19 protein-coding genes are annotated in these 19,087 nt (G+C 68.5%); 9 read left to right on the top strand and 10 right to left on the bottom strand.

All coding sequences use genetic code 11. The features are described 5' to 3' along the window. Positions 1-23: 23 nt before the first annotated feature. Together ACIBG5_RS27085 and ACIBG5_RS27080 are read right to left on the bottom strand one after the other, a co-directional pair. The gene (locus ACIBG5_RS27085; protein WP_396394249.1) at positions 24-2,990 is read right to left on the bottom strand and encodes an AAA family ATPase; all 2,967 of its coding nucleotides are present in this window, start codon (positions 2,988-2,990) and stop codon (positions 24-26) included. Between the two features lie 69 nt (positions 2,991-3,059). Further along, positions 3,060-3,329 carry a hypothetical protein gene (locus ACIBG5_RS27080; protein WP_396394248.1) on the bottom strand — a complete coding sequence of 90 codons (270 nt, stop codon included), beginning with the start codon at positions 3,327-3,329 and terminating at the stop codon, positions 3,060-3,062. A 170-nt stretch (positions 3,330-3,499) separates the two neighbouring features. Here ACIBG5_RS27080 and ACIBG5_RS27075 point away from each other — a divergent pair, with 170 nt between their 5' ends. The 3 genes from ACIBG5_RS27075 to ACIBG5_RS27065 all read left to right on the top strand — a co-directional run bounded on the left by ACIBG5_RS27075 (position 3,500) and on the right by ACIBG5_RS27065 (position 6,505). Then, complete coding sequence (locus tag ACIBG5_RS27075; protein ID WP_396394247.1) at positions 3,500-3,727, top strand: hypothetical protein; 228 nt, start codon at positions 3,500-3,502, stop codon at positions 3,725-3,727. A 169-nt stretch (positions 3,728-3,896) separates the two neighbouring features. Then, positions 3,897-6,113 carry an RNA polymerase recycling motor ATPase HelR gene (gene helR / locus ACIBG5_RS27070; protein ID WP_396394246.1) on the top strand — a complete coding sequence of 739 codons (2,217 nt, stop codon included), beginning with the start codon at positions 3,897-3,899 and terminating at the stop codon, positions 6,111-6,113. Positions 6,114-6,151: 38 nt separating this feature from the next. Further along, positions 6,152-6,505, top strand: coding sequence for a VOC family protein (locus ACIBG5_RS27065; protein WP_396394245.1), 354 nt, complete (start codon positions 6,152-6,154; stop codon positions 6,503-6,505). Between the two features lie 4 nt (positions 6,506-6,509). Here the strand turns inward: ACIBG5_RS27065 and ACIBG5_RS27060 are convergent, their stop codons facing one another. Next, positions 6,510-7,073 (bottom strand): NADPH-dependent FMN reductase, encoded by a 564-nt coding sequence (locus ACIBG5_RS27060; RefSeq protein ID WP_396394244.1) that lies wholly within the window; start codon positions 7,071-7,073, stop codon positions 6,510-6,512. Between the two features lie 115 nt (positions 7,074-7,188). Here ACIBG5_RS27060 and ACIBG5_RS27055 point away from each other — a divergent pair, with 115 nt between their 5' ends. The 4 genes from ACIBG5_RS27055 to ACIBG5_RS27040 all read left to right on the top strand — a co-directional run bounded on the left by ACIBG5_RS27055 (position 7,189) and on the right by ACIBG5_RS27040 (position 10,770). After that, positions 7,189-8,109, top strand: a complete 921-nt coding sequence (locus ACIBG5_RS27055; protein ID WP_396394243.1) for an AraC family transcriptional regulator — start codon at positions 7,189-7,191, stop codon at positions 8,107-8,109. 85 nt (positions 8,110-8,194) lie between these two features. Beyond that, complete coding sequence (locus tag ACIBG5_RS27050; RefSeq protein WP_396394242.1) at positions 8,195-9,202, top strand: acyltransferase domain-containing protein; 1,008 nt, start codon at positions 8,195-8,197, stop codon at positions 9,200-9,202. Further along, positions 9,193-9,993 (top strand): DUF3626 domain-containing protein, encoded by an 801-nt coding sequence (locus ACIBG5_RS27045; RefSeq protein WP_396394240.1) that lies wholly within the window; start codon positions 9,193-9,195, stop codon positions 9,991-9,993. Before ACIBG5_RS27050 ends, ACIBG5_RS27045 begins: the two co-directional genes overlap by 10 nt. A 12-nt stretch (positions 9,994-10,005) precedes the next feature. After that, a complete protein-coding gene (locus ACIBG5_RS27040) occupies positions 10,006-10,770 on the top strand; it encodes an alpha/beta fold hydrolase (RefSeq protein ID WP_396394239.1) in 765 nt (254 codons plus the stop codon). Here ACIBG5_RS27040 and ACIBG5_RS27035 read toward each other — a convergent pair. The 5 genes from ACIBG5_RS27035 to ACIBG5_RS27015 all read right to left on the bottom strand — a co-directional run bounded on the left by ACIBG5_RS27035 (position 10,751) and on the right by ACIBG5_RS27015 (position 15,042). After that, a complete protein-coding gene (locus ACIBG5_RS27035) occupies positions 10,751-11,278 on the bottom strand; it encodes a GNAT family N-acetyltransferase (protein WP_396394238.1) in 528 nt (175 codons plus the stop codon). The genes ACIBG5_RS27040 and ACIBG5_RS27035 overlap by 20 nt on opposite strands. A gap of 9 nt (positions 11,279-11,287) precedes the next feature. Next, positions 11,288-12,061 (bottom strand): YybH family protein, encoded by a 774-nt coding sequence (locus ACIBG5_RS27030; protein WP_396394237.1) that lies wholly within the window; start codon positions 12,059-12,061, stop codon positions 11,288-11,290. Between the two features lie 59 nt (positions 12,062-12,120). Then, positions 12,121-13,065, bottom strand: a complete 945-nt coding sequence (locus ACIBG5_RS27025; RefSeq protein ID WP_396394236.1) for a sigma-70 family RNA polymerase sigma factor — start codon at positions 13,063-13,065, stop codon at positions 12,121-12,123. After that, positions 13,065-14,102: an anthranilate phosphoribosyltransferase gene (gene trpD / locus ACIBG5_RS27020; RefSeq protein WP_396394235.1), complete on the bottom strand. Its 1,038-nt coding sequence runs from the start codon at positions 14,100-14,102 to the stop codon at positions 13,065-13,067. Before trpD ends, ACIBG5_RS27025 begins: the two co-directional genes overlap by 1 nt. 145 nt (positions 14,103-14,247) lie before the next feature. Continuing rightward, entirely contained in the window at positions 14,248-15,042 is a 795-nt protein-coding gene (locus tag ACIBG5_RS27015) for a glycoside hydrolase family 16 protein (RefSeq protein WP_396394234.1), read from the bottom strand. Positions 15,043-15,128: 86 nt separating this feature from the next. Between ACIBG5_RS27015 and ACIBG5_RS27010 the strand changes: the two genes are divergently transcribed. Beyond that, entirely contained in the window at positions 15,129-16,019 is an 891-nt protein-coding gene (locus tag ACIBG5_RS27010) for a sigma-70 family RNA polymerase sigma factor (RefSeq protein WP_396394233.1), read from the top strand. Here ACIBG5_RS27010 and ACIBG5_RS27005 read toward each other — a convergent pair. Continuing rightward, on the bottom strand, positions 16,003-16,761 hold the full coding sequence (locus ACIBG5_RS27005; RefSeq protein ID WP_396394232.1) for a phosphotransferase family protein: 759 nt from the start codon (positions 16,759-16,761) through the stop codon (positions 16,003-16,005). The genes ACIBG5_RS27010 and ACIBG5_RS27005 overlap by 17 nt on opposite strands. 85 nt (positions 16,762-16,846) lie before the next feature. On the opposite strand from ACIBG5_RS27005, the gene ACIBG5_RS27000 reads away from it, so the two are divergent. After that, a complete protein-coding gene (locus tag ACIBG5_RS27000) occupies positions 16,847-18,130 on the top strand; it encodes an FAD-binding oxidoreductase (RefSeq protein WP_396394231.1) in 1,284 nt (427 codons plus the stop codon). 57 nt (positions 18,131-18,187) lie between these two features. On the opposite strand, the gene ACIBG5_RS26995 is transcribed toward ACIBG5_RS27000, so the two are convergent. Beyond that, positions 18,188-19,087 (bottom strand): SH3 domain-containing protein, encoded by a 900-nt coding sequence (locus ACIBG5_RS26995; protein WP_396394230.1) that lies wholly within the window; start codon positions 19,085-19,087, stop codon positions 18,188-18,190.

Raw genomic sequence — 19,087 nt, 5'->3', positions numbered from 1 at the left:
GGGACTGACGTCGGAGGCGACACTCAACGGGGGAGAGTTTGGTTGAGCCGCAAGGCGAGCGCTGCTACTTGGCGCCGGGAGCTGGTTCCGGTTTTCCGGAGCACGTGTGAGACGTGGGTGCTGACTGTCTTCTCGCTGATGAACAGAGCCGCTGCGATCTCGGGGTAGGTGCGACCCGCGACCAGGTATGACAGCACCTCCTGCTCCCGCTTGGTCAATGAGTCGAATGGCGATGGTTGGGACGCCGATGGCAGCGATCGCTGCGGCTCATCCAGGCGGATGGCGGCGACGGCGGCGGACTCTTCCAGCCGTTGCTGCAGCGGAAGCGCCCCAACGTCCGTGGCGATGCGGTGTGCTGCCCGCAGCGGCCCGGCGGCGGTTGCGCGGCTATCTCCTTGGTCAAGCAAGGCGGCTGCCCAGCGCCAGGTCGCGACCACTTGTTCCCATTTCATCCCGGCGGCCGCGCAGCGATCGACTGCTTCAGCCCAAATGCCGGAGGTGGGGTCGTCGGCACGGCAGCGCGCGGATTCCGCGAGGTAGAGCGCCCTCATCGCAGGCTGGATCGGGTCGTCAGGCACGAGTACCTCGAACGGCGGATAGGCGATGCTGTCGCGCAGCCGGACGAGGTCGTCGAGACGGGCCTGAGCGGCTTTCTCCCCAGCGGCATCGCGATGGTCCCGGGCGTGCTGCGCGAGGTCGGCTGCGGCTCGCGCACCCCACATCAGCATCCGGTCGTTGACCCGGGGATCGACGGAGTGGGGGAGCATCGTGCGCGAGAGCAGGTCGAGGGCGGCTGCGGGCCGGCCGGTCGCGAGCAGATACTCCGTCAAGATCGGCGGCGCCTCCAGCATGGGACGAACCTCGACTGACGGGATGAGCTCCTTCGCCCGCTTCAGATGGTTCCGCGCCAGGTCCACGTCGCCTCGCCGAACAGCCAGCACGGCAGCGCCAAGACGAACCTTCGCGGCCGCGTTGGGCGGGCCGGTAAGGGACAGGCATTCTCGGAGTACGACGGAAGCCTCGGACAATTCCGCCATCTCCATCAGCCATCTGGAGGCCGACCCACCGAGGTAGACGGCATCGCCCGTTGCGCCGGCCTCGAGCAGCTGGTGGAACGCGGTCAGCTCAACCTGGCAACTCTCGATGTCGCGCCCGCGATAGAGCAGATAGTTGGACCTGCTGAAGCTGCCGCTGCCGATGAGCGACGGGTCGCCTGTCAGTAGGGCGTACCGCAGCGCTTCTGCGCTGTCTCGATCGGATTGCTGCTCGCGCGAGTACGCAAAGGCTCGGGCGTCGTACGCGATCGCCAGGGCTTCGACGGCGCCGGAGCGGTGTGCGGCCCGGACGGCTTCGTCGGTGTGCCGCTGTGCGGACTCGAGGTCGTCGACCCAGGCTTCGCTGTCGCCGAGGTTGGCCAGGGCCATCGCGTACTCCGGACTGTCGGGGAATCCTCGGCTCAGCTCGACGGCCCGGTGCGCGTCACCGAGCGGCTCTGCGGCGATGTTGCCCGTCTCCCAGGCTTGGTCGCTCCACTCGATGAGCACACGGCTTGCGCGCAGCGGGTCGGCAGCCGGGTCGACCAGTTGACTGGCACGAGACCACGCCTCGTAACTCGCTTCGGTCAGGCCGACCTGACTCGTCGTCCGAGCGACGCGCTCCAGCAGGTCGACCTCGCCCTCGGCATCGTTGTCCTCGCGGTGGACGGCCGGCCACAGCCTGGCGGCGCGACGCAGGTGTACCGCCTCCTCCCGGATCGCCTTGATCCTCCTCGCGAGGTCGGCCGCGCGCAGCGAGGCTTCCAGGCACGCGGGCAGGTCGTGCGCGCCCTCGTAGTGCAGGGCGAGATCGCCCTGCCACCGCACTTCGTCGATTCCGGCAGGAGTCCCGGTCTGCAAGGTCTTCGCCCAGGCCGCGTGGTACGGCGCCGCCTCGCCAGGAACGAATGTGGCATACAGGACCTCGGCGAGGAGGGGGTGCCGGAACCAGCAGGTCGTTGAGTCGAGTGCGACGACGATGCCCCGTGCGGTGGCCTCGACAAGCGCGGTGCTGAGTGCTTCGCGGCCGGTCCCGAACGCGGCGGCGACCAGGGTCAAGTCGTCGATGCCACTCGGCCGCCCGGCGACGGCCAGTATCCGGACCACTTCGCGAGCAGACACCGAGAGGCCGTGCCAGGCCGCGAGCAGCGCCCCGGTGAGCTCGGCGGGCGGGTCGGCCGGAAGCTCCGGCGTGCTCGCAGGCAGACCTTGGATCAGGAGTTCGCTGAGGTAGGGGTTCCCGTCGGAGCGCTGGACCACAGCATCTGTCAACCGCTGCTCGGGTCGGCCGCCCATGATCAGGGTCAGTTGCTGCTCGGTCTCGTCCCTGGTCAGGCGTTCCAACCGGACGTCTCTGACCAGCGGCAGCCGGCGCAGGTCGGCAAGCCAACTGTGCATCGGATCTCCGACGGCAAGCTCCTCGTCGCGGTAGGTGGTAATGACGGCCAGCCGCTGGTCACGGAATCCGTTGATGAGATAGGCCATGGCATCGCGTGAGGCGACGTCTGCCCATTGGACGTCGTCCACCACCAGCACCGTCGGCTGGTGCGACGCGATCGCCGTCACCAAGCCATCGAGCAGCGTCAGCAGCCGCACCGGGCTCTCCGCGGCGGTGCCGCCGAGAGACGGCAGGAGCTCCCCGGCACGCGGCACGGCGTCCAGGACCTCCGCAACCAGAGCGGGTGCAGCTGTCTCAAGCCAACCCTGCAGAGCGCTGAACAGCGGGACATAAGGTGAATCGACTGCCCCGAAGCGCACGCAGCGCCCCCACAGCACGGTGACACCGCTCGCCAGGTCACACGCGGTCGAGACCAGCCGTGTCTTGCCCACGCCCGCCTCGCCGTGCACAAAGGCCGCGGAGGGTTCGTTCTGTACCGCCCCCTGGATCACCGCACCGAGGATCGCCAACTCCTCGACCCGCCCGGCGATGCGAGGCGACCGCGACGCGACGCCCATCCCCCCAGTCTGCCCGCCGCGCACCGTCCTGTCTCCAGCCGCCGCTCTGGCGGAGCGGCGGCTGCAGGATCAGTGAGCTCCGGCCGGGTGGCGACGCCGATAGGCCCAGAGCGTCGCCACGGCGATCCCAGCCCCACCGATGGCACCTGCACCTGTCTGCACGACTTCAGCAAGGTTGTCGTCGACCCTGATCGTCGGGCCTGGGTCGTGAACGACCACGACACTTCCGGAGTAGTGCTCCTCGGGGTAGATCACTCGCGCCGAAGCCTGGGCGGAGCCGGCCCAAACGAATCCGCAGGCCAGAACGGGAAGGGCGGCGAGGGAGTAGATGTGCTTCATGGTTCCTCCTCACGGCGACGCTCGCCGTCTTCCTTCACCGTGCGGCCGGGAGCCGCAACGCCACATCGGGCGTAGCCCCTGAGATCAACGGCTGAAACCCCTTAGTTGTCAGAGCAGGCAGACGCAAGCAGCTGTTCCGTCGGATGTGTTGCGCAGGGGAGGATGCGCGCATGGCCGTTCTCCTGCAGCTGACCGTGACGCCCGCGACCCACGAGCAGTTCGACCAGCTCGACGTCCGCGTGGGGGAGTCCATGATGCGGGCAGGTGGTCCGCCGGCGGGTCTCCTCGGACTGAACCCCACGGACAGCACGGTCCTACCGTCTGGTCCTTCGCGCGCCCCTGAACGCCAGCGCCCCTACGGCGTTCTACTTGGGGTGGGCGAGGAGTTGGGTGCCTAGGTCGTTGAAGCACCGTCCCGGGCTGTCCGACTGCCGGTGCCGGCTGCGTCGTCAGCCTGTCTGAGGGCATAAAAAAAGGAAGGTGAGCAGGTGCTCCCTTCCATTATTAATCTATAACGCAGACCGGGGCTTGCCGCAAGCCCCGGTTCATGCTTCACAATCGTCGGCCGTGGCCATAAATCCTTCGGACCTTCGAGGTGAAGAAACCCTGTCCAGCACTGCGTTCGACCTTCCCGAGAACCTCACTGCCAAAGCCGAGCCGGCGCTGATCGCCGGTGACGACAAGCACTTCGCGGCCATCGCGGAGTCGCTGGAGCGGTCGATCGCCGAGTTGTCCGCCCGTCTCGACGAGACCCGGAAGGAGGCCGGCGGCATCGGTCAGGGCGCGATGGACCGCGACCTCGAGGTGCACCGGCTGACCAGTCGGCTGCGCACCCTGCGGCGATTCGGGCTGGACCTGTGCCTCGGTCACATCGTCAGCGCGGACGACCCCGAGCAGCCGGTGTACATCGGCCGGCTCGGCCTGACCGACAGCGACGGCCGCCGGCTGCTGATCGACTGGCGTTCCCCAGCGGCTGAGCCGTTCTTCGGGGCGACGCACGGCAACCCGATGGGCCTGCTCAGCCGTCGCCGGTACCGCTGGACCCGCGGCCGGATCACGGACTACTGGGACGAGGTGTTCACCGCCGACGAGTTCGCCCGGCATGCCGCCGCCCTCGACGACCAGTCCGCGTTCGTCGCCAGTCTGGGCAGCAGCCGGTCGCCCCGGATGCGCGACGTTCTGGGCACGATCCAGGCCGACCAGGACGCCATCATCCGGGCCGGGTCCCGGGGTGCGCTGATTGTCGACGGCGGTCCGGGCACCGGGAAGACGGTTGTCGCGCTGCACCGCTCGGCGTACCTGCTCTACTCGGATCCGCGCCTGGACCAGCGGCGCGGCGGCGTACTCTTCGTCGGTCCGCACCAGCCGTACCTGGCGTACGTCGGCGATGTGCTGCCGAGTCTGGGCGAGGACGGGGTCCAGACCTGCACGCTGCGGGACCTGGTTCCCGAGGGTGCTTCGGTGCCTGCCGAGGCCGATCCGGAGGTGGCCAGGCTGAAATCGTCAGCCGGCATGGTGAAGGCGATCGAGCCGGCCGTCGGCCTGTACGAGGAGGCGCCGACCAAGCCGATGACGGTCGTGACGCACTGGTCCGAGATCCATCTGAGTACGGCGAACTGGGCCGAGGCGTTCGGAGCCGCGGATCCCGGTACGCCGCACAACCTGGCGCGTGACGAGGTCTGGGACGAACTGCTCACGATCCTGATCGACAAGCACGAGGAGGAGTACGAGGACGACGACGTCTCCGAGGAGCTTCTGCGCCGATCGCTGGAGCAGAACGAGGACCTGCGGACGACGTTCGACAAGGCGTGGCCGTTGATCGATCCGTACGACCTGGTCGGAGATCTGTGGTCGGTGCCGGCGTACCTGCGTAGGTGTGCGCCGTGGCTCTCGCCCGAGGAGGTCAGGCTGCTGCAGCGGTCCGACGTACAGGCCTGGACGGCATCCGACCTGCCGCTGCTGGATGCCGCACGGCAGCGGCTCGGTGATCCGGAGGCATCCCGGCGTCGGCGTCGGCGGCAGGCTGCGGCGGCTGCCGAGCGGGAGCGGATGTCTGGTGTGGTCGACAACCTGATCGAGGCCGGTGACGAAGCGTACGGCGGCGGACTGGTGTCGATGCTCCGTGGCGAGGACTTCGTGGAAGCGCTCGTCGACGAGGCCGGGCTGGCGACCGCCGATCCGGATCTGCTGGCCGGGCCGTTCGCGCATGTCGTGGTGGACGAGGCGCAGGAGCTGACCGATGCGGAGTGGCAGATGTTGTTGCTGCGCTGCCCGTCACGCAGCTTCACGATCGTCGGGGATCGGGCGCAGGCCCGGCACGGGTTCACCGAGTCCTGGCAGGAGCGGCTCGAGCGGGTCGGGCTCGATCAGCTCAAGCTGGCGACGTTGACCGTCAACTACCGGACTCCGGATCAGGTCATGGCCGAAGCCGAGCCGGTGATCCGGGCGGCGCTGCCGGACGCGAACGTGCCGACGTCCATCCGCCACGGCGATCACCCGGTCCTCCACGGTCCGATCGCCGACCTCGGCGGGATCCTGGAGAGCTGGCTCGCCGGCCAGCCCGATGGTGTCGCGTGCGTGATCACCGCGGACGGTACGACGCCTGCCGGGGTGCCGGTCGACGCACGGATCCGTTCACTGACACCGGTTCTGGCGAAGGGCCTCGAATTCGACCTGGTCATTCTCGTCGACCCGGAAACCTACGGCGAGGGAATCGAGGGTGCCGTCGACCGGTACGTCGCAATGACTCGAGCAACCCAACGACTCACAATCCTCACCAGCTGAATCTCTCTGAATCGAGGAAGCAGTTGCACAGCACGATCTTGAACGTCACCTTTGACTGCGGTGACTCTGCCGCTCAAGCCCAGTTCTGGAGCGGCGTCACTCGCTGGCCCGCGACGTACGTCGACATGCCGGGCAACCCGTTCTGGGTGGTTGCCTCGGACAACGAGGCCGTGATTCGCCTCGTCTTTGTCCAGGTCCCCGAGCCCAAGACGGTCAAGAACCGGGTCCATCTCGACCTCCTACCCGAGGGAGGCCCGCAGGACGAGGAGCTCGCCAGACTGCAGTCCATCGGCGCCACCATCGTCGACGACCGCCGGACCGCATCCCCCGGCGGCTGGGTCATGATGGCGGACCCCGAAGGGAACGAGTTCTGCCTGGAACACGGCGAATGACTGCTCAGGCTGCGGTGCGGACTTCGCGGAGGGCTTCGGACCAGGTGATGACCTCGTCGAGGACGCCCTTCAGGTTTGCTTCCTGGTGGCCCTGCGGCTTGAACTCGCTGTAGGCGACGAAGTCCGTGGCCAGGTTCAGAGTCACCTGGGGACCGACGTCCGCGATCCGCAGCTGTGCCATCACCTGGCGGAGCTGTTCGACCGCCCTCGCGCCTCCGTCAGCTCCGTAGCTCACGAAGCCGGCCGCCTTGTGGTTCCACTCGGCGTACAGGAAATCCAGCGCGTTCTTGAGGGCGGCTGGGATTCCGTGGTTGTACTCCGCGGTGACGAACACGAAACCGTCGAAGCGTTCGACGATCTCGGCCCAGCGCACGGTATGTGGTTGCTGTCCGCGCCCCATCATGGGCACCCCGGGCTCGTCGAGCAGCGGCAGCTCGATCGCCTTGAGATCGACCAACTCGAACTCGGCCCCGCCATGCTGCCGCGCCTGCTCGTACACCCAGGCGGCGACGCCTTCGCCGAGGCGGCCGGGGCGCGTGCTGCCGAGGATGACCGCAATCTTCGTCACTTGTCTGCCTTTCACCGGATTGCCAACGCGATCGACGCTAGTCGCCGGGCTGAACACTCTCCATGCGTGAGCAGCTCCGAAAAATACGCGAGCGTCTGCGCGTACGCTGTCGAACGTGGACGTGTTGAGCCAGCTCGTCTCGGCGACACGGATGGGCCGACCGAGATCCTTCGTCGTCGAGTGCCATCCGCCATGGGCCCGGCGGTACTCAGCTGTCCCGGGCGCCGGCCTCCACCTGATCCTCGAAGGATCCGTGTACCTCGTCAGCCCGGGAGGCGCGATCACCTCGCTCGCGGTGGGCGACGTACTCCTGCTGCCGGCCGGCTCCGACCACGTCCTCGCCGACGATCCGGCGCGGGAGGTCAGGCAGTTGGTCGACGATTCATCGGGGCAGTACGACGACGGCGTTGTGGTCATCGGACCGGACGGGCCGCGGTCGCCGGGCCCGCGGTCGGTCATGCTGTGCGGCGTCTACTTCTTCGACCAGGGGCGCCGTCATCCCTTGCTCGGCCGGCTTCCCGACGTACTGCATCTGCCGGCACGTCTCGGACGTCAGGGTGATCTCGGTGCCACCGTTTCTCTCCTCGCCGATGAGTTGTCGGCTCGTCGACCGGGGAGTGACGCGGCTGTCTCGTCCCTGCTCGACCTCCTGTTCATCCAGATACTGCGCAGCTGGCATGAGGAACATCCGGATGCTGCCTGGAGCACCGCTCTTGAGGACGTCTTCGTAGGCAAGGCCCTCAGCACGATGCACGACCAACCCGACAGGTCGTGGACGGTCGCCGATCTCGCGGATCTGGTCGGACTGTCGCGTGCGGCGTTCGCCAAACGCTTCACGCACCTGGTCGGCCAGTCACCCGTCACCTACCTCACCTGGTGGCGCATGACCGTCGCCGGCCAGTTGCTACGCAGTACCGACCTCTTGCTCGCCCAGATCGCGGCTCGGGTCGGGTACGCCACCGAGTACGCCTTCGCCGCCGCCTTCAAACGCGAGTACGGCGTCACGCCCGGCTCGTACCGCAAGAACTCCTTGTGAGGTGACTCACACGAGTCGTGCATTTCAGCCGCGGCCCGTGCTGGGGTCGAGGTGAGTGATCGGGCCTCGGTGAAGGGATGCGGACGTGGATGTGGATGGTGCGGCACAACGGCTCGGGTTCGGGGCGGCGGCTCGTGCGTGGCTGCGGGGATTGCCGGTCGGCGAGGACATGCAGCTACCGGATGAGGCCGAGTCGCTGATGAAGTACTGCGGGGTGGCCGCGGCTGATCGTCGCGCGATGCTCGCAGCGCGGCCGGACCCAGTGCGGGATCCGGACTGGTGGGCAGTCATGTCAGCCATGGCTGGTGAGCTCAACCAGAAGATGGGTCAGGCAGTCCCGTCGACAGGTTTCACAGCGTGGCCGACGGTGCCCGCTTCGGCATCGCCGGTGGGGTTGTTCGCCGCTGCGTGGGCGTTGCTGGCCCAGCTGCCTCGGCTGCTCGAGCTGCATGCGCAGCGGGGTGTTCCGGAGTCGGTGAGCGTCGCAACGGTCTCCGCACTGGGAGGTGTGATGGCGACTCATCGTCAGATCACCGGTCGCGCAGGCGTGGGGCTGATGTATCTCTGGGGACCACCTCTCAGGTTCCGCGGTGCGGACTACGAGATCGGCCGGCATGATTTCACCCGAGCGCAGCTCGGACTCGGAGACGGAGTCTCCGGACACGTGCTGATGATGCACATCCCGCCGATCGGTCCGCTGGACTCGCAGGCTTCCGAACAATCCGTTGCCACAGCTGCAGAGTCGTTCGCCCAGTGGTATCCGGAGGAACCGTTGACGGCGTTCGTGTGTACGTCGTGGCTGCTCGACCCACAGCTGTCCGAGTACCTGCGACCGGACTCCAACATCATCCGCTTCCAGCAGCGCTTCAACCTCCTCCCCCTGGTGCCGCCCGACGACCCCGGCGAAGGCGACCGCGAACTCATGCGCCTGGGCCTCCACCTGCCAGTGCCCGAAGGCCCGTTGAACGACGAAGCCCTGGCCCGAGTGCCGCAAGACACCACCCTCCAACGCGCCTACATCACCCACCTACGCTCCGGCCGCCACTGGCACAACCGCACCGGCATCCTCCACTCGGACCTGCCATGGAGCTGACGCGGCGCGCGGTGGAGTTCGTCGGCGGATTGTCGGTGGGCGCCGGACTCGACCCGGGGCTGCGGGTGACGCTGAACTTTCAGTCGGGGGTTCGGGTGGTGGAAGGGCTGGCGTGGGATGGGGTTTATGGGTCGCAGTTCGTTACCGGGACCAGTAATGGTGGGTTGACTGCGCACCGGGGTGGGGATCGGTGGCGGTGGGAGAGCCGGATGTTTGGTGGGGTGTACGACGAGGCTGCGGCGTGCGAGCGGCCGGTGTACGGCGCGTTGAACTTTCAGCGGAAGGCGGTTGGGGGTGCGCCGCGGTTCGGGTCGGCGCATTTGCGGTTGACTGCGGATGCGGTTGATCGGTCGACGTTCTGCTACCCCGACAGCTGCTTCGAGCCGGAGCACTTCGGGGTGGCGGAGCGGTTGGGGTTGATCGCGTTGGCTGAGGCGGACGACTGCGACGTACTGGACGACTACATCGAGGCGCAGGTGCATGGACCGGTACGGCTGGACCGGGATGTCGAGGCGCTGGTGCTGGATCCGAGCTACCGCGGTACTCCGGTCGAGTCGGCGGCCGACCGGCTCGCATGCCCGGTGGAGTGGCACTCCGGCTTCCGGTTGACCGTCGACGAGCTCAGACGACATCCGGAGTACCGCGGACCGCAGTACGTCGAGCTCGGCGCGCGGATCGCGGTGGACGGCGTACTGACACCTCGGGTGATCGATGACGCGGCGGGACAGTACGACGCGCAGGATCTGAAGCGGGTGTGGCACTGCCTGGCGCGGTTCGGACTCGGCGGCTGACATGGTGGGGGTATGGAGCTGAGGATTCCGGTCGAGGGCGGCGAGGTTTGGGCGGAGCATTTGGCGGGGGATGGGGTGGCGGTGGTGTTGCTGCATCCTGGGATCGGTGACTCGCGAGTGTGGGATCCGGTGATGCCGGAGCTGACCGCGCGGCATCGGGTGGTGCGGTACGACGTGCGTGGGTACGGGCGATCGGACGCACCGACCAGTGAGTACTCGCGGCTCGAGGATCTGGTGGTGGTGCTGGATCAGCTGCAGCTCGAGCGGGTCGTGCTGGTCGGGTGCTCCATGGGTGGAGGTACGGCGCTGGGCCTTGCTCTAGCGGATCCCGGGCGGGTGCAGGGGCTGGTGCTGCTCTGTCCGGGGGTGCCCGGGTTCCCGATGCCGGACGAGCCCGAGCTGGACGCGGAGTACGAGGCGCTCGTCGCAGCCGACGATAGTGAAGGCCTCGTGCGGTTCGGGCTGAGGCTCGGCGCCGCGGCCGGCCATGACGACGCGGCGGTTGCTCAGCTGCGAGCGGCCGTCCCGGGCTGGCTGTCGCAAGACAAGTACCTTCGGCCCGATCCGCCTGTCTATGACAGGTTGCAGGAGGTGCTGGCCCCGACCGTGGTGATGGTGGGTGACAAGGACCAACCGATCCTGGCCGCGGTTGCGGGTGCGACCGCGGCGCGGATCCAGGACGCCGAGTTCATCTGGATGCCCGGCGTCGACCACCTCCCGAGCCTCCGGAACCCTGCCCTGGTGGCTGAAACGATCCTCAGAGTGGCCGGCCGTTAGCGAGTTCCCACGAGGCTCTGGTGATGGCGAACCGGCGGTAGAAGGACGGGGCGCCGAGGAAGGGCTCTTCGTGGCCGCGACCGGTCTCGGTCATGCCGAGGGCAGTCAGGATGCGGATCGAGGGCCGGTTCGCGTCCACGGCCTCGGCCCAGATCTCCCGGAGGTCCAGGGCGTCGAAGCCGTGCGCGAGGCCGAGGCGGGCGATGGTGGTGCCGAGGCCCTGGCCCCAGCGGGCGGACGGGCCGACGACGTACCCCAGCTCACGCCGATGCGGCTCATCGCCGTGCAGGTCGACGTACCCGACCACCTCCTCGCCGGCGACTGCCGCGAGACGCAGGAGGTCGGAAGGTGGCCGGGTGACCAGCTTGTGCCAGTGGGCCTCGTGATCGGGCAGTCGGAGCTCGACGGTCCAGCCGGCGTGCTCGCAGAACCGCCGGTCCTGTCCCCAGAGTGCGTACGTCGCCACATCGGACAGGACCAGCGGACGGAGAGACACGGCAGGCTCCATGCCACGAGCCTAGGCACGAGCTGGATACGACAGGTGTTGGTGGACCATCCGCCAGCCGTCGGCTGTCTTCCGGAAGACTCGGGTCGCGCGGTACGTCGTCTCGACGTCGTCGGCCGTGACGTGATCGTTCGACCAGGCGACAGCCAGGGTGCCGCCCACCGTCAAGCCGAAGTCAGGCACCACAAAGCTGATCGGGTTCGGGCTGGAGTCGAGACCCGCCGCGCACACTGAGCGGACGGCCGCCTTCCCGGTGTAGTTGCCGTCGATCTCGTAGGACACGACGTCCTCGGCGACCGGCTCCATCAACGCCTCCAAGTCACCGGCAGCGGTGCCAACAGACCAGCCGTCCAGCACACCGCGGATCTCGTCGGACGCGACCGCGGGCGGTACGTCGTCGTGCGGGAACGAGTGGTGCTCGTGCGTCACGACCCACCGGCCGTCCAGCTTGCGCAGACCGATCGTCAGCCGGAGCCGGAGAGCCGGGTTGGCCTCGAACTCCTCGGCAGTCCCGCACCGCAGCAACGCAAAGGCGAATGCCACGTCCGCCCCCGCCGCCACGTCCAGCGACTCCAGTGCGAACGACGCCCCGGCCTTCTGCCACTCGAAGAACCCGGGCCAGGTCTCGCGATACGCGTCCATCCCGCGCACCCCGTCGTACGGCGGCGGTACGTCGTACATCACGATGTCGTCGGCGTGGTCGGCCAGGACCATGTCCAGGTCGCCGGCGCGGACCGCGGTGACCCAGTTCTCGATCAACGTGCGGATCTCCTGCTCGTCAGTCATCTCTCGTCCGTCCTTCCGAAGGAACTGTCACCGCCTACAACCCGGCGAGCGACGGAAACTCATCGCGACAGCGACGACGGCAGCCCGAACGACGGGAAATCCGCCTCCAGGAACGACACGACCTCGACGATCTCCGGCCCCTGCAGCACCAGTACGTCGAGCCCACCCGGCACGAAGCGCGACCCGTCCCACAGGTACGTCCCGAACGCGAGCTGCCCGTTCGCCCGCGCCGGCAGGAACCGCCACTCCTCCCGCAGCGGCCCTTCGACCAGGAAGGAGCGGATCGCAGCCCGACCCGAGAACCACTCCGGCAGCGGCGGCATCGAGTACTTCGCGTCCTCCGCCAGCATCGCCACGATCGTGTCGACGTCACCCGCTTCCCACGCGGCCACGTACCGGCGTACCAGCTCACGCTCGGCGGCCTCAGGCAACGCCGACTGCTGGCTGGGCACTGCCCGCACCACCGCCCGAGCCCGTTGCAGCGCACTGTTGACCGCGGCAACCGACGTCTCCAGCAGCTCGGCCACTTCACGAGCAGCGAACGCCAGGACGTCGCGCAACAGCAGCACTGCCCGCTGGAGCGCGGACAGGTGCTGCAGCGATGCCACAAACGCCAGCTCCACCGACTCCAGCGCCAGCACTCGCGCCTCCGGACTCAGCGAGGCAGTCCACTCCAGCCGGCTCTGCGGATAAGGCTCTAACCACAGGACCTCGCTCCGGCCGTCGAGACCGATCGGAAGCTCCCGGCGCCCACGCCGTTCGATCAGCGTGAGACAGCGGTTCGTGGCGATCTTGTAGAGCCACGGCCGGATCGATCCGCGGTCGTCGTACCTGCTCAGACCGTTCCACGCCCGCAGCAGCGTCTCTTGGACGGTGTCCTCCGCGTCGGCATCGGATCCGAGCATCCGGTAGCAGTGCGCATGCAGCTCCCCACGCCACGGCCCCACCAACTGTCCGAAGGCGTCCTGATCACCGGCACGTGCCGCATCCAAGAGCTCATGCATTACCTGCACGCTAACGTCCAGCGCTCCAAGGTGTCAGCGGTCTTCCCACTGTCCACGGCCTCGCGACACCGTTCCAGGCAGTCAGCCAATTGCTCCAGCAGCAGACCGGTCCTCAGCTCCAGGGTGACCAGAGCGGCAGCAGCATTCAGCAGTACGACGTCCCGCACCGGACCGGACTCACCGTCGACGAGACCCCGCAGTACCCGGGCGTTGAAGGCAGCGTCTCCGCCGCGCAGCTCAGCCAACGACGACGGTCTCAACCCGAGCGACCGCGGATCGAACACCACCTTCGACGCCGTCCCACCGGACACTACCCACACGCGGGAGTACCCCGTGGTGGTCACCTTGTCGAGCCCGTCGTCGCCGCGAGCGACCAGAGCCGTTTTCCCTTGCTGTGCGAGGGCCTGAGCGATCACCGGCAGCATCTGCGGGTTCGCCACTCCGACCAGCGCGTGCTGCGGGTCCGCCGGGTTCAGCAGCGGTGCCAGCACGTTGAACGCAGTCGGTACTGCGAGCTCACGTCGTACCACCGCCACATGCCGCAAGGCCGGATTGAAGCGAGGCGCGAACAGATAGGTCAGTCCGGCCTCTGCCGCCACCCGAGCAGCGTCGACCGCGGACAGGTCGAGCGGAACGCCCAGATGCTCGACCAGATCGGCCGAGCCACCCGCCGACGAGGACGCGGCCCGCCCACCGTGCTTGACCACGGTCACTCCCGTCGAGGCCGCGACCACAGCGGCCATCGTAGAGACGTTGACCACCCCGGTCCGGTCACCGCCGGTCCCGACAATGTCCACGAACGGTCCGGCGATCCGCACCGGCGTGGCGTGCGAGCGCAGTACCGTCGCCAGCCCGGCGATCTCGGCGGCGGTCTCGCCCTTGGCCCGCAGTGCGATCAGGAAACCGGAGATCTGCGCGGGAGACGCATCGCCCAGCACCAACTGGTCCATCGCCCAGCCGGTGTCCGCCTCGGTCAGGTCGGAGCCGGCCAGGAGGGCGGAGATGAGTCCGGACCAGGTCCGGAGTGTTGTTGCCATCGGCAATCCTCGGGGTGCTGGGCCGCCCACGAGGACATGACAACGGCCGCCTCGCAGGAGACGGCCGGTCGGTTACGCGCGGAAGCAGCCGTCTAGTCGACGGCCCACCACATACCCGCGCGCAGGAACATGCCAGTGACGATAGTCAAGCGACCAGCTCCTGTGCAACGTTCCAGCCGCGGATGTGGTCGACGGTGAAGGTGGGGACCAGGGCGTCGTCGTCGCCGATGCTGCGGTCGGGGAAGTCGAAGACAGCGAGCATGAGCTGCAGCGGGTACGACGGAGCGCCCGCGCAGGTGCGGATCGGGGCGCCGTCCACGAAGAAGTCGGCCTGGCCGGCGGTCCACTCGACGGCGTATGTGTGAAAGTCGCGCAGGTCGATCGGGAGCGGGACCGCCTCGAAGTCCTGCGGCACCGACGGGTCGCGGATGGTCTTCAGGCCCATCCCGACCGCGGCGGACTCGCCGGGGACGACCGCATCGCCGAACACCTCCATCACGCAGATCTCGCCGCAGCGATCCGGACTGTCCTCCAGCCCGACCATCCACAGCGACACCATCGAGCGTGCACTGATGTCGGCCCGCGCCCGGAGCTCGACGTACCCGCCGTTGGGTGTCCAGCCCCAGAACGACGGCTGCTCCTCGCGGACGACCAGCCCTTCGCGGTACGGCTGCTGCCCGACGGTGCTCCCCACCGGACCGGAGTAGCTGCCGGACTGGATCCCGGACACGCGCAGATCTGGCTTGTGGTCCCCGGGACACCACAGTCCCTGGTCCGACGGGATGCTGAGGGTCAGGCAGGAGTCACCCAGGGTGTACGACGCTGCTGACGCCGCGCGGGAGCTCCAGTGCGGCAGGTAGTGCGGCGACCACACCGACTCGTCCAGTGCGGCACCGTCGAAGCGGTCCTCGAAGACCAGATCACCACGGGTCGTGGGCATGCCCCCATGATGGGTCCTCGGACCGTCTTGTCACATCATGGTGGCGCGATCCGTCAGATGAGGTGGACCGGGATGAGGGAGGCCCTGTGTACGACACCGACCAGCTGGCGCGGCAGTTCGAGCAGCACCGGGGACAGCTGCGAGCTGTCGCGTACCGGATGCTGGGTTCGCTCACGGAGGCCGACGACGCCGTGCAGGAAGCGTGGCTGCGGCTGAACCGGTCGGACGTGAGTGAAGTGGGCAATCTGGCCGGTTGGCTGACCACAGTGGTGTCGCGGGTCTGCCTGGATATGCTCCGCAGCCGCAAGTCGCGGCGGGAGGACTCGCTGGACACGTTCGTGCCGGACCCGATCTCGATCCGGCAGGACAACGGTCCGAGCCCGGAGGACCAGGCGGTCCAGGCGGACGCGGTCGGTCTGGCGCTGCTCGTCGTCCTGGAGACGCTGGCGCCGGCGGAGCGGTTGGCCTTCGTACTGCACGACATGTTCGGGGTGAGCTTCGACGAGATCGCGCAGATCGTGGACAAGTCGCCGGCCGCCACACGTCAGCTCGCCAGCCGGGCGCGGCGCCGGGTCCAGGGCGCGCCGGCGGGCGACGGCGATCCGGGTCGCCAGCGGGAGATCGTCGACGCGTTCCTCGCTGCGTCGCGTGGCGGCGACTTCGAAGCCCTGCTCGAGCTGCTCGACCCGGACGTCGTACTGCGGGCCGACGCGGGCGCGGCGTCAGCGGAGTACGCCGGACCGGCGGTGTCGAAGCTGGTCCGCGGTGCACGCGCGGTGGTCGAGCAGGCGCTGCTGTTCACCCGGATGGCGCCGCACACCGAGCACGCATTGATCAACGGCATGCCGGGGACGGTCACGGTCCTGAACGGCCGCGTGATGGGCGTCATGGACATCACAGTCGTGAACGGCAAGATCACCGAGATCAACATCCTCGCCGACCTCAACCGCACTCAGCAGCTCAAGTTGTCGGCCTGACCAGCGACAACACGCGCTCCGCCTGGGCCTCCGCCGTACCGGGAGGATTCCGGGCGGCGCTCGGCCCGCCGGGTCCGATGAGCGTCAGCCAGAACGCGGCCCACAGCGAGCGGGCGGCACGGAAGCGCTCCGGATCGACGGGGAAGCGTGACACCACCGTGCTCCAGTCGGTGGCACGGCTGGACAGATGCTCGACGAGATTGGCGAGCTCCAGCGTCAGGTCGCCGCGCCCGGCGTCCTCGAAGTCGACGATCCGGATCCGGGTCCCGTCCCAGAGGTAGTTCGCCAGGTTCGGATCGCCGTGGCCGACCACAGGATCCTGGACCGCGGTCAGCACCTCCACCACGGCCCCGAGCCAGTCGCCTGCCGCCGAGGCCGCGTCCGCGATCACGCCGCGGCCTTCGCGCAGTTCGGCGAGCGAACGCGACGTCCGGTCGATCACCGCCGGGACGCCGACTGGTGGGAGGCCGTCAGGATCGATCGACCACAGCGCCTCGAGTGCCTCGCCAAGCCCCTCGAGGTGCCTAACGGTGAGCGCACCGCTCAGCGGCTCCCCTGGGAGTAAGGACATCGAGACCCATGGCCGCGGGTCGGACGCGCGCGCCAGCGGAGCCGGTACGAGGTCGGGGGCCTGGCACGACAGCAAGGTGAGAGCAGCCCACTCGCGCGCCGGTTCGTCGCGGGACCAGGACGTGTAGTGCTTGGTGAGGACCGAGTCGTCGGCCTCGACTGTGTGTGTCATCGAGACAAGTTTGCCGGGGGTGTCGATAACGGGACCGGTCCTTCGACGTGTCTGTAGAAGCGGATACGGCGAGGGAGTGGTTCGGATGTCGACACAGGCGCTGGTGCCAGTTGCGAGTGATGTGGTGGCAGGGCTGCTGGGGGCCGGGTTCGACGGCGCCATCCGGCTGCCGGGTGAGGCGGAGTACGACGTACAGCGGAAGTCTGTGGTCCCGACGGTGGACTCGCGGCCACTGGTGGTCGCCGAGGCCTACAGCCGGACCGACGTGCAGGCGGCGGTGTGGACGGCGCGCGAGTACGGCGTACCGATCGCGGTGCAGGCCACCGGCCACGGGACGCGCGTACCGGCCGACGGCGGGATCCTCCTGAAGACGACGCAGATGACGACGGTCCTGGTCGACCCGGAACGCCGGGTCGCCAAGGTCGCGCCGGGTGCGCGCTGGGGTGCGGTGCTGGACGCCGCCGGTCAGTTCGGGCTCGCGCCGCTGTCCGGATCGCACCGCGACGTCGGCGTCACCGGCTACACGCTGGGCGGCGGGGTCGGTTGGCTGGCGCGCAAGTACGGCTTCGCGGCCGACAGTGTGATCCGCGCCGAGATCGTTACCGCGGACGGGCGGTTCGTCACCGCGACCGCCGAGCACCACCCCGACCTGTTCTGGGCGATTCGCGGCGGAACCGGCAACTTCGGCATCGTCACCTCGCTGGAGTTCCGGCTGTACCCGGTCCGCCAGGTCCACGCCGGCATCGTGTACTACGGCATCGACCGCGCGGCCGCCGTCCTGCGCCGGTACCGCGACTGGACCGCCACGATCCCCAACGAACTGAGCACCGCTGTCGTCCTCACTCGCGTACCCGGCACCGAGCAGCGCGCCGTCGCGATCAAGGTCCTGTACGCCGGTGAGGCCGAACTGGCCGACCACCTGCTGAAGCCGCTGTTCGAGGTCGCCGGACCGCGACTGGCCGGCGAGCTACGCACCGTGGAGTACGGCGAGGCCGCGATGGGCGGTACGCCGGCCCGGCACCTCGACTTCCTGGACACCCTGACCGACGACGTGATCGACGCGGTCACCGGCTTCGAGGACGAGGAAGCACCGACTGTCGAGATCCGGCACTGGGGTGGCGCGATGGCTCACCCGGGTCCCGGCGCCGGACCGGTCGGACACCGCGGAGCGTCGTACTCGCTGATCATCGACCGCGAGGTCCCGCCGGAGCTGGTGCCGAACTCGGGGCGCACCTTCGTGAACTTCCTCGGCGACCCCGGCCGCGCGGACACGGCGTACGCACCGAACGACCTGCGCCGGCTGCGCGAGGTCAAGCGGGCCTACGACCCGGCGAACTTCTTCCACCTGAACGCGAACATCCGCCCCTGAACACAGCGAACCGGTCCCCGGGAGGGCTGGGGACCGGTTCGCTCGAGACCGCTCGGCTCAGACTGTGCCCGAGTTGCCGTACACGCTCACGTGCACGTGGTCGTAGTGATTCGCGGTGGTGCTACCGCGGTCCTCCATTGCGCGCCAGCCTTCGCTGCTGCGCTGGACCGTCCAGATGTGCTGCTGCCAGATCAGCTGGCTGACGCCGAGCTTCTTGTAGTTGGCGTGCAGCCAGTCGGCGACCTCCTGGCCCTCCGACCCGCTGACCATGATGTCCAGCGCGTGGCCGCTCGAGTGCTCCGAACCGCTGTCGCCGGACCGCACACCGCCGTACGACGTGATGTCCGGGAACTTGGCGCAGATCGCGCGGTGGACGCGGATCGCGTCCTGGGTCAGCCCGTCCTCGACCGACGAACCGGACTTGCAGGCGGCCTGGGAGATGGCACCCGCCGTGCTCGCCACCGGCTTCGTGGCGGACAGGTACTGCGCCTTGACCCAGCGGGACTTGCCGTCACTGACGACCTCGGCCCAGATGCCGTCGACCTTGCCGGAGACGGAGACCTTGGTGCCCTTCGGCAGCACGTCCAGCAGGACGCCGGTCAGCGGGAGCGACCAGAGGTTCACGTCGGTGGTGGTGTACTTCGAGCCGATCACCTTCGGCGGCTCGGCGGTGCGGGTCTTCGTCGGCGACGGCTTGGGGATCGGCGCCTGCTTCTTCAGGTGCTTCGCCGTCGGGGCCGCCTTCGGCTTCGGAGCCGGAGTCGACGGCGTGACGTCCAGCGGGGGACGGAGAGCGTCCCGACTGGTGGCCGCGTCGCGCGCCAGCTGCAGGGACGAGCTGGCGATCGAGGTGTTCAGGTGGACTTGCTGACCAGGGAGTGCGGCCGCCGAACCGGTAGCCACCAGGGCCACTGCTGCGCCGGGAATCGCCACCTTCACGATGCCGGGCCGGATCAC

The organism is Kribbella sp. NPDC050241 (assembly GCF_044459685.1).
GTDB lineage: Bacteria > Actinomycetota > Actinomycetes > Propionibacteriales > Kribbellaceae > Kribbella.
The sequence above is the reverse complement of the archived record's forward strand: the minus strand, read 5'-3'. Positions and strand labels throughout refer to the sequence as shown.

Coding starts and splice junctions, on each gene's coding strand:
- ACIBG5_RS27005 (WP_396394232.1), bottom strand. CDS start 16,761: ATGACACACACAGTCGAGGCCGACGACTCGGTCCTCACCAAGCACTAC.
- ACIBG5_RS27025 (WP_396394236.1), bottom strand. CDS start 13,065: ATGCATGAGCTCTTGGATGCGGCACGTGCCGGTGATCAGGACGCCTTC.
- ACIBG5_RS27030 (WP_396394237.1), bottom strand. CDS start 12,061: ATGACTGACGAGCAGGAGATCCGCACGTTGATCGAGAACTGGGTCACC.
- ACIBG5_RS27085 (WP_396394249.1), bottom strand. CDS start 2,990: ATGGGCGTCGCGTCGCGGTCGCCTCGCATCGCCGGGCGGGTCGAGGAG.
- ACIBG5_RS27040 (WP_396394239.1), top strand. CDS start 10,006: ATGGAGCTGAGGATTCCGGTCGAGGGCGGCGAGGTTTGGGCGGAGCAT.
- ACIBG5_RS27000 (WP_396394231.1), top strand. CDS start 16,847: ATGTCGACACAGGCGCTGGTGCCAGTTGCGAGTGATGTGGTGGCAGGG.
- ACIBG5_RS27035 (WP_396394238.1), bottom strand. CDS start 11,278: ATGGAGCCTGCCGTGTCTCTCCGTCCGCTGGTCCTGTCCGATGTGGCG.
- ACIBG5_RS27045 (WP_396394240.1), top strand. CDS start 9,193: ATGGAGCTGACGCGGCGCGCGGTGGAGTTCGTCGGCGGATTGTCGGTG.
- ACIBG5_RS27080 (WP_396394248.1), bottom strand. CDS start 3,329: ATGAAGCACATCTACTCCCTCGCCGCCCTTCCCGTTCTGGCCTGCGGA.
- ACIBG5_RS27015 (WP_396394234.1), bottom strand. CDS start 15,042: ATGCCCACGACCCGTGGTGATCTGGTCTTCGAGGACCGCTTCGACGGT.
- ACIBG5_RS27075 (WP_396394247.1), top strand. CDS start 3,500: ATGGCCGTTCTCCTGCAGCTGACCGTGACGCCCGCGACCCACGAGCAG.
- trpD (WP_396394235.1), bottom strand. CDS start 14,102: ATGGCAACAACACTCCGGACCTGGTCCGGACTCATCTCCGCCCTCCTG.